Source organism: Cryobacterium sp. (assembly GCF_025463825.1).
Taxonomy (GTDB): domain Bacteria; phylum Actinomycetota; class Actinomycetes; order Actinomycetales; family Microbacteriaceae; genus Cryobacterium.
Genome location: NZ_JAODBG010000071.1, coordinates 1 through 7,552, shown reverse-complemented (window position 1 = coordinate 7,552; position 7,552 = coordinate 1). Strand labels below are relative to the sequence as shown.

8 protein-coding genes are annotated in these 7,552 nt (G+C 71.9%); 3 read left to right on the top strand and 5 right to left on the bottom strand.

The window, feature by feature from the left end:
* Positions 1–113: 113 nt before the first annotated feature.
* From JWP54_RS08730 to JWP54_RS08715, 4 genes are read right to left on the bottom strand one after another with little or no spacing between them, the layout of a single operon-like run.
* Complete coding sequence (locus JWP54_RS08730; RefSeq protein ID WP_297370472.1) at positions 114–1,430, bottom strand: glycosyltransferase; 1,317 nt, start codon at positions 1,428–1,430, stop codon at positions 114–116.
* Positions 1,427–2,488: a glycosyltransferase gene (locus JWP54_RS08725; protein ID WP_297370469.1), complete on the bottom strand. Its 1,062-nt coding sequence runs from the start codon at positions 2,486–2,488 to the stop codon at positions 1,427–1,429. The genes JWP54_RS08730 and JWP54_RS08725 overlap by 4 nt, the downstream gene beginning before the upstream one ends.
* Positions 2,485–3,624, bottom strand: coding sequence for a glycosyltransferase family 9 protein (locus JWP54_RS08720; protein WP_297370466.1), 1,140 nt, complete (start codon positions 3,622–3,624; stop codon positions 2,485–2,487). Before JWP54_RS08720 ends, JWP54_RS08725 begins: the two co-directional genes overlap by 4 nt.
* Positions 3,621–4,175: an HAD-IIIA family hydrolase gene (locus tag JWP54_RS08715; protein WP_297370464.1), complete on the bottom strand. Its 555-nt coding sequence runs from the start codon at positions 4,173–4,175 to the stop codon at positions 3,621–3,623. The genes JWP54_RS08720 and JWP54_RS08715 overlap by 4 nt, the downstream gene beginning before the upstream one ends.
* Before the next feature lie 85 nt (positions 4,176–4,260).
* On the opposite strand from JWP54_RS08715, the gene JWP54_RS08710 reads away from it, so the two are divergent.
* Positions 4,261–5,214, top strand: coding sequence for a glycosyltransferase family 9 protein (locus JWP54_RS08710; protein ID WP_297370461.1), 954 nt, complete (start codon positions 4,261–4,263; stop codon positions 5,212–5,214).
* Here JWP54_RS08710 and JWP54_RS08705 read toward each other — a convergent pair.
* Entirely contained in the window at positions 5,136–6,080 is a 945-nt protein-coding gene (locus JWP54_RS08705) for a sigma-70 family RNA polymerase sigma factor (RefSeq protein WP_297370458.1), read from the bottom strand. The two genes, JWP54_RS08710 and JWP54_RS08705, sit on opposite strands and share 79 nt — an antisense overlap.
* A 186-nt stretch (positions 6,081–6,266) precedes the next feature.
* Between JWP54_RS08705 and dapB the strand changes: the two genes are divergently transcribed.
* Entirely contained in the window at positions 6,267–7,082 is an 816-nt protein-coding gene (gene dapB / locus JWP54_RS08700) for a 4-hydroxy-tetrahydrodipicolinate reductase (RefSeq protein WP_297370455.1), read from the top strand.
* Positions 7,079–7,522 (top strand): tetratricopeptide repeat protein, encoded by a 444-nt coding sequence (locus tag JWP54_RS08695; RefSeq protein ID WP_297370452.1) that lies wholly within the window; start codon positions 7,079–7,081, stop codon positions 7,520–7,522. Before dapB ends, JWP54_RS08695 begins: the two co-directional genes overlap by 4 nt.
* The last annotated feature ends 30 nt before the right edge of the window (positions 7,523–7,552 follow it).

The following is a 7,552-nucleotide window of genomic DNA, read 5'->3' as shown; positions in this document are numbered from 1 at the left end:
GCCGGCCGTCCCGCCGGCCGTCGCGCCGAGCGTCGCGCCGGGCGTCGCGCCGGGCGACAGGCCGGTCGACGCGGCGTCGGTGCGGGACTGGGTGAACGATGCCCCGAACACGGTCAGTGCTCCCCGCGGCCGGCGGCCACGACGTGGGCCGGCTGCCCGGCGAACGCCGCGGCGACCCCTGCGGAGGTGACCGCCTTCGGCTCGGCCATGGTCAGCACCGAGCGATACACCTCAACGGTGGCCGCAGCGATCAGGTCCCAGGAGTAGCGGCTCTGCACCCGAGCGTGACCCGCCCTGCCCAGCCTCGCGGCCTCATCCGGATGGTCAAGCAGGTGCCCGAGGGCCATCGCGATCGCCGCCGGATCTCGCGGAGGAACGTGGATACCGGTCACGCCGTCGACCACGCTGTCGGTCAGCCCGCCGACGGCCGCCACGACGACGGGCACGCCGCAGGCCATCGCCTCCAACGGCGTGATTCCGAACGGCTCGTACCAGGGCGCGCAGACAACGACGCTGACCGAGCGGAGGAGGGCGGGAAGCTGCGCCTGCGCCACCTGGCCACGGAGGATGACCTGCGCCGCCACGCCGTGGTCGGCCGCTGTGCGCTTGAGCCGGAGTCCGTCCGGGTCGAGGCCCATCTCCTCCTGCGACCTTCCGCCACCCACGATGATCAGGTCGAGGTCGTCCCGGCCGGCGTTCCTGAGCAGGGCCACGGCCGCGATCACCAGATCGACGCCTTTCCGGGGAACGAGTCGGCCCACCACCGCCACGCGGGTCCGGTTCCGCGGCTTGTCTTCTTCTCGGGGACCGTCGGGGCGGAACAGGCCGAGATCCACGCCGCACGGCACCACGGACACGATCCTGGGGTCTACGCCCAGTGCGCGCAGCTCGAGCACCTCGTCTGAGCAGGTGGCGATGACGGCGTCGACGCTCTGTCCGACCCACGGCTCGAGCGCCTGGCGTTCGGGCGGGCTGGTGTCATCGCTGCCCTGGTGGCGGCGTTTGACCGTTCCGAGGGCGTGGAACGTCTGGACCACGGGGATGCGGCCTGCGCCCGAGTCGGCGAGGACCTGCACCGCGGCCAGGCAGGCGACCCCGGACATCCAGAAATGGCCGTGTACCAGGTCGGGGGGATCGGTGCGCCAGTCCGCCGCGATTCCCGCGGCCAGCTCCGGCAGGAGAGGGACAAGATCGTCCTTGCTGATGGGAACCGGGGGCCCGGCGGTGATGTGCACCACCTCCACACCGGGTGCGGCAACCACCCTCTCCGGCAGGGCGTCGTCGTCGCGGCGGGTGTACACGGTCACGGTATGGCCCAGCCGGGCAAGGGCGCAGGCCAGGGCGGCAACATGCACGTTCTGTCCGCCGGCGTCCACGCCGCCCAGCGCGGCAAGGGGGCTCGCGTGCTCGGATACCAAGGCGATCTTCATCGAGGACTCCCTTTCGGGCCGGCGGCCGCGGCGGTATCCGCGGCCGAAACCTTGTGTGCCCGCGCGCCAGGGTCCAGCGCCGGGAGCCGGCCGTGCGCTCGCCGGGTCACGTCGTCGAGCACCTCGTCCCAGCGCCGGAGGAACAGGGCCAGGCCGTAGTGGGTCAGGGCGGCACGGCGGGCCAGCAGCCCACGCCGGCGCGCCTCGTCGGGGTCTGCCAACAACACCCTGGCGGTGGCCACCAGCTCATCGACGTTGGTGGAAATCGCGCCCGCCTCGGGCGGCACGGCGCGGACGGCCTCGGTGGTGGCCAGGACGAGCACGGGCATCGCCAGATGCATCGCCTCGATCAACGACAAGCCGAGCGACGTCCACCTGGCCGGGTGTACGTAGAGCCGGCGGCGGGCGAGTGCCGCGTGCAGCTGCCCGGAGGGCAGGTCCCCTCGGTGCTGCACTCCGCTGGCCGAAACGAGCGGGTCGACGGGCGCGCGGTCGGGAATGCCGAAGAGGTCCACCGGGCCGGCCGTGCCGAAACGGCTGAGCAGGTCCGTTCCCGTGACCCGCCAGCGCCGTACTGGTTCGTTGATGACGGCCGCCATCCTGGGCAGCTCGCCGGTATAAAGCGCCCCGGGGTCGACGATGCCATGTTCGATGACGGTCGTGGGTGCCCGGCCGCACTCCCAGAACAGGTCATTGAAGTAGCTCACGTGGACAACGGGGATGTCGGAGCGGTCGGCAAGCACGTGGAGGCTGTTGGGCACGTCGACCCGCGGCGTGTTGTGTTCAACGAAGACGGCGGGGACGTCCCGGCCAGGCCGGACGCCGAGCAGCTGCTCACACAGCTCCACCTCCCGAGGGCGTTGCAGCACGATGCAGTCGATGTCCGCGTCGTGCAGGTGGTCGGCCGGCACGTCGACCGCGCGCTCCGGCCAGTCCCGGCCGGCGCGGCCGAGCCCCCATGGATCGCCGGGAACGGTCGTGGGCAGCAGGTAATCGTGCCCGCCCTGCACGAAGGCGTCGGTCCAGGACCCGTGCACGTGCCACAGCAGGATTCTCATGCCGCCCCCTCCCCGGCGGGCCGGTCCGGCCGGGGAACCGCCAACGGCCGGCCGGCGCGGGCGAGCAGTTGCAGGGCCGCCCGCGCGGCATCCGTCGCGGAAACGCCGGTGAGACAGGGGTGCCCCGGTACGGGGCAGGTCCGGGCGCGGCTTCCGCGGCAAGCGGCCTCCTGGTCGCCCAGAATCACCGTGTCCACGCCGTATGGTGCCCAGCGCACCGCCGGCACGACCGGCGCGAACAGGCTGACAACGGGGGTCCCGACGGCGGCCGCGAGATGGGCGGGGCCGGTGTTGCCGGTGATCACCACGTCGGCGCCGGCGAGTATCGCGGCCAGGTCGGCCGTGCCGGTGCGGCCGCCGAGGTCGACTCCATCTTCTCCCGCCACGTACCGGGTCAAGGCGCGCTCGCCGGGTCCACCGGTGACGGCGACGCGGAAACCGCACTCGACCAGCAGCGCGACGAGTGACCGGAAGTGCGTCGCCGGCCAGCTCCGTGCCGGGGCATCGGTGCCGGGATGCACCACCAGGTAGGGCGTCGCCTGGCCGGAAAGATGCCGGCCGGGCCGCAGCGGTGCTGACTCAGCCGGAGCTGGGTGCTTCTCGACTTCGGGCAGGTCCTGCCGAAGTCGAAGTCGACCGTCGTCGCCAGCCGGCAGGTCATACCCGGCCGCCCGGGCGATGGCGAGCGCCCGCAGCGCCTCGGGCTGGTCCTCCGGGAAGTCCTCGCCCGGACGAAGCCGTGCGTCCAGGAGCGCCCCCGCGTAATCCATGGAGGCGCCGACGATGTTCGACACCCCAGCGAGGCGCAGAAGCAGGGCCAGGGGAAGTGGGGACTGGTGGAACGACGAAAGGATCACCGCCTCGTCCGGGCTACAGGAGCGCACCATGGCGAGCAACTCGGCGATGAGCTGAGCCGTCGGCGGTGGGGCAGGATCCACGATCCACGGGCAGGACCAGGTGAGCACGGAATGCACGCCGGGCAACAGCCGGGCGGCCGGGGCGCCTTGCGGGCCGCACAGCATCCAGACCTCCCTGGACTCACCCGAACGGCCGGCGGCGATCGCCCGCACTGCCGGCCCGGCCAGGAGGACGTCGCCCAGGCTGTCCAGCCGCGCGACCAGCACGCGGCGGCTCACCGGACCCTCCCGCCGGGCAGGTCTGCCACGAGCGCGTCGACGGCGCTGAGCAGATCGGGGGCCACAACCGGCGCGTCCAGGATTTCCCCGAACCGGGTGTGCCTGGTGGGAACCAGGATCGACCGCGCGCCGGCGGCGGCCGCCGCGGCGACATCCGAACCGATGTCGCCGATGACGACGACTTGCGTGGGGCGGAGCCCGAGCTGGCCGGCCGCGGTGAGGACGAGACCCGGCTTGGGTTTCCGACAGGCACACGCGGCATCGGCCGCGTGCGGGCAGACGCACCACACGTCGAAGCCGCCGAAGATCTCGTCCACCCGGCGGTTGACACTCGTGGTGTCCTCGAGGGTCAGCAGGCCGCGCGCCACCCCTGATTGATTGGTGATGACGCCGGCCATCAGCCCGCACCGACGCAGCAACCGCAGGGCACGGATGGCCGTGGGCATCGGCTCGACAAGTCTCGGATCGCCGTTGTACGGCACGTCGACGACCAAGGTGCCGTCCCTGTCGAAGAGCACGGCCCTGGTTCCTGCGAAGCCCGCGTCGGTCATGGTGTCCCTGTGCCCCCGCCGCGGCCGGCCTAAACGTCCATCGGGGGGCACTGGCGCTCCGGCCGAACGCTGCCATGGTGGTGGCATGCCCGCTGCCGTGTCGCCGTCCGACCAGCCGATCCTCCTGGTGTTGCGCGCCCTGGGACTGGGCGACCTGCTGACCGCTGTGCCCGCGGTTCGTGCGCTGTCGAGGGGGTTCCCCGAGCACCGGCTGGTGCTCGCCGCGCCCGGTTGGCTGGAGCCGGTGGTGAGTCTGGTCGGCGGTATCGAGTCGGTGCTTCCCACCGCGGGAGTGGACAGGCCTCTGCAGATGAGCCCGGGAATCACTGACGTCGTAGTGAATCTGCACGGCCGCGGACCGGTGAGTTCCCGCCTGCTGGACGAGCTGGGTGCCCGGTGCAAAATCGGGCACCGTGACCGTGGCTGGCCCGGGCCCGTGTGGCGGGAGGGCCTCCATGAGCGGGTGCGCTGGGCCGACCTGGTGGCCGCCCACGGCATGCCGGCCGACCCGGACGAGGTCGCCATCGCCCGGCCGCCCGTGGCCAGCCCGGCGCCCGGCGCGGTGGTCGTTCACGTCGGTGCCGCGTATGGCTCCCGGCGGTGGCCGGCGGACCGTTTCGCCGCCGTCGCCCGCCAGCTCGCTGCGGGCGGCCGGCAGGTTGTTGTCAGCGGGAACACCGCCGATCGCCCCCGGGCGACGACGGTGGCGCGCCTCGCCGACCTGCCGGACACCGCCAATCTGGCGGGGCGGCTGCGCTTGGACGAGTTCGCGGCGTTGATCGCCGCGGCGGGGATGCTGATTTCCGCCGACACCGGAGGGGCCCACCTGGCCTCTGCCTATGGTGTGCCCTCCGTCGTTATCTTCGGGCCGGTGTCGCCGGCGTTGTGGGGTCCGCCGGAACATGGGCCGCACATCGCCCTGACCGGGAACCGGCAGGGGTCCGGTGACCCGTTCGCCGATCAGCCCGACCCGGCGCTGCTGGCTGTTTCGGCATCCGAGGTGATCGCGGCGGCCAGATCGCTGATGAGTGGCGCCTGACCCGCTGGGGGTGACGCCGAGGCGGGTGCGGGGGGCGGCGGACCTGTCAGTTCGAGGCGCAGCTTGGCCAAAATCTGGCCGAGCAGCCGGGAGACCTGCATCTGGGTGATCCGCAACTCGAGGGCGATCTGGGCCTGGGTCCAGTCCTCGAAGTACCGCCGGTATAGGATGTGCCGCTCCCGTGGAGCGAGGCCCCGACACGCCTGCACGACCAGCACCCTCAGCTCGGCCTGGGCCAGCACGGCGTCATCGCTGCCAAGCACTTCCTGGAGCCCGCGGGCGCAGTCATCACCGTCGGAGTCGCCCGTGACGTCCAGGGACGCCGGTCGCAGGCTGCCCTCGCTCTGCAAAGCCTCGATGATCGGGCCGAGGCCGACGGATAGCGCGCCGGCCAGATCCTGTGACGACGGTTCACGGCCCAGTGCCTGGACGAGGCTGTGGCTCTCCTCCCTGATTCGGGCACGCAGGTCCTGCACCGAGCGGGGCGGCCGCACGAACCAGCCGTGATCGCGCAGATGCCGCTTCACCTCCCCGGCAATGGTCGGCACACAGTAGGCCACGAAATCGGTTCCCTTGGCCGTATCGAAGCCTTTCACCGCTTTGATCAGCCCGAGGCAGGCTACCTGCTTCAAGTCGCTCCAGTCGGAACGCGGACTGGCGTACCGCCGTGCGATGACCTCGGCGATCTCGATGTGGTCGAGGACGATCCGCTGGTGGATGCCGAGGCGGGCTTCCGGTGTGCTGGCGGCCGCCGCAGCGAAATGCGCCGCCGTTCGCTCTCGACGAGCGTCATCCGCCTGCCGGCTTCTGGCGGCCGCCCGGGCACGGGGAGAGCCGGGGGAGGTTCCCCGGGATGGTTCGGTCACGCTGGCACCTCTTCCGACTCGTCGGGAAGTGCTGGACACTTCCGCGTTGGGACAAGGGGGCATTGCGAACTTCCTGACCGATAGAAGCACCGCTTCTGCGCCTTCTCAAGCTTTGGGGTCGCGCAGGCGGCTGGAGCGGCGTCGACGCCGCGGACCGGGCCCGCCGGCACTTGGTAGATTGGCAGCATGACAACACGGGTGGCCGTCATCGGCGCAACGGGCAAAATGGGTCGCCTGGTCTGCGACCTGGTCGAGAACGCAGCAGAGTATGACCTGGTCGCCCGGCTCAACTCGTCCAGCGCGTTGAGCGAGATGCTCGGCGCCGACGTGGTGATCGACCTGACCGTGCCGGCGGTCAGCCAGAGCGTCGTCGATTTCGCCGTCGACAACGGCATCCGGGTGCTGGTCGGCACCTCCGGCTGGTCCCAGTCCCGCATCGACAGCCTCAGCCACAAGCTCAAGGGCCGTGCCGACGTCGGCGCGGTGATCATTCCCAACTTCTCGCTCGGGTCGGTGCTCGGCACCGCCTTCGCGGCCCTCGCCGCGCGGTTCTTCGACTCCGTCGAGATCGTCGAGGCGCACCAGGCCGGCAAGGTGGATTCCCCGTCCGGCACCGCCGTGCGCACCGCCGAGCTGATGGCCGCCGCCCGGGCCGGCCTCGGCCCCGTCGCCGCACCGCACATCGACCAGCGCGCCCGCGGGCAGCAGGTCGCCACGGTTCCCGTGCACAGCCTGCGGCTGGCCGGGCTGCTGGCCCGCCAGGACGTGATCTTCGGGGGAGCGGGGGAGACCCTCACCATCACCCACAACACCCTCTCGGCGGATGCCTACGAGCGCGGCATCCTCGTGGCCCTCGCCGCCGCGCGCACGTGCGTGGGCGTCACCGTCGGACTCGACCAGCTCATCGACCTCGGCCTGCCGGCCGCGACCGCCGAGGCGCCCCCGGCGTCGGCGGTTCCGCCGGCCCGCCCGGAAGAGGCCGAGATGGAGCCCGGCGAATGAAGGGCCGCGTCGCCGTCATCGTGATGGCCCTCCTCCTCGTGTTCTACCTGGTTCTCGTCGGCTGGCGCGCCGTGCTCTTTGCGCAGAGCGGTGACCCGGTCGGCATCATCATCGGCGTCGCGCTCATCGTGCTGCCGATCATCGGCGCGTGGGCCCTGGTGCGGGAAATCATGTTCGGCGCCCGGTGCGAACGTCTGGTCAAGCAGCTCGACGCCGAGGGCGCCCTGCCGGTCAACGACCTGCCCACCCGACCCAGCGGGCGACCGTACCGGGATGCCGCCGACGGCCAGTTCCCCGAGTACCGCGACGCCGTGGATGCCGCCCCCGATGACTGGAGGGCCTGGTTCCGCCTCGGGCTGGCCTACGACGCATCCGGCGACCGGCGTCGCGCACGTGGAGCCCTCCGCACTGCGATGACCCTGGAGAAGGCGGCCACCTAACCCTCCCCGTCGGCGCGCCGTCCGCGCGCC